This is a genomic window from Ruegeria sp. AB9, assembly GCF_056542585.1.
The window spans coordinates 1-520 of the sequence record NZ_JBQGAA010000066.1 but is presented as its reverse complement, the minus strand read 5'-3'; the positions used below and the strand labels follow the sequence as shown (position 1 = coordinate 520).

General features: G+C 55.0%; 1 pseudogene. It reads left to right on the top strand.

Features of this window, described 5'->3' with window-relative positions:
• Positions 1–239: pseudogene (locus ACR0K5_RS25140) on the top strand (Gfo/Idh/MocA family protein); the annotation flags it as partial.
• Between the last annotated feature and the right edge of the window lie 281 nt (positions 240–520).

Below are 520 nucleotides of genomic sequence, written 5' to 3'. Positions count from 1 at the left end.
TCGGCCCCAGTGCACAACGACTGATACGTACCGCGCGCGGCTTCCCCGAAGGGATTATCGAAGCCTGGGCCAACCTCTATACGGAATTTGCTATGGCCGTAGCCGCGCGACGGGATGGCGTTACCGTTCCGGCCGATTGGCTTACTTATCCAAGTGTCGAACAAGGCGCAGACGGTGTCCGATTCATTGATGCCTCTGTGCGTTCTCACCAGTCCGGAGGCGCTTGGGTCACTCTCTAAGGCTCTGCCAACACGAAGGTTAAGCACGCCCGGGTTGTTGCCCGGGCGTTTTCATTTCGTGCTCAGCATTAAAAGTTGATAATTTACAAAATATCAGATATTTTAAATAACGTGTGATGAAATTGAGATTCGCAGGCACGTGGAGCTGTCGTTCATGGTGAAACCCGAAGAGGCTGGCACAAGCCCCTCTCTCTATTCCTTGGCGCATCTGACGCTGATTGGCTGTACGCCGCCCGAGCTGGTCTATATCGCCGCGCGGGCCGGTTACGATGCCGTCAGTC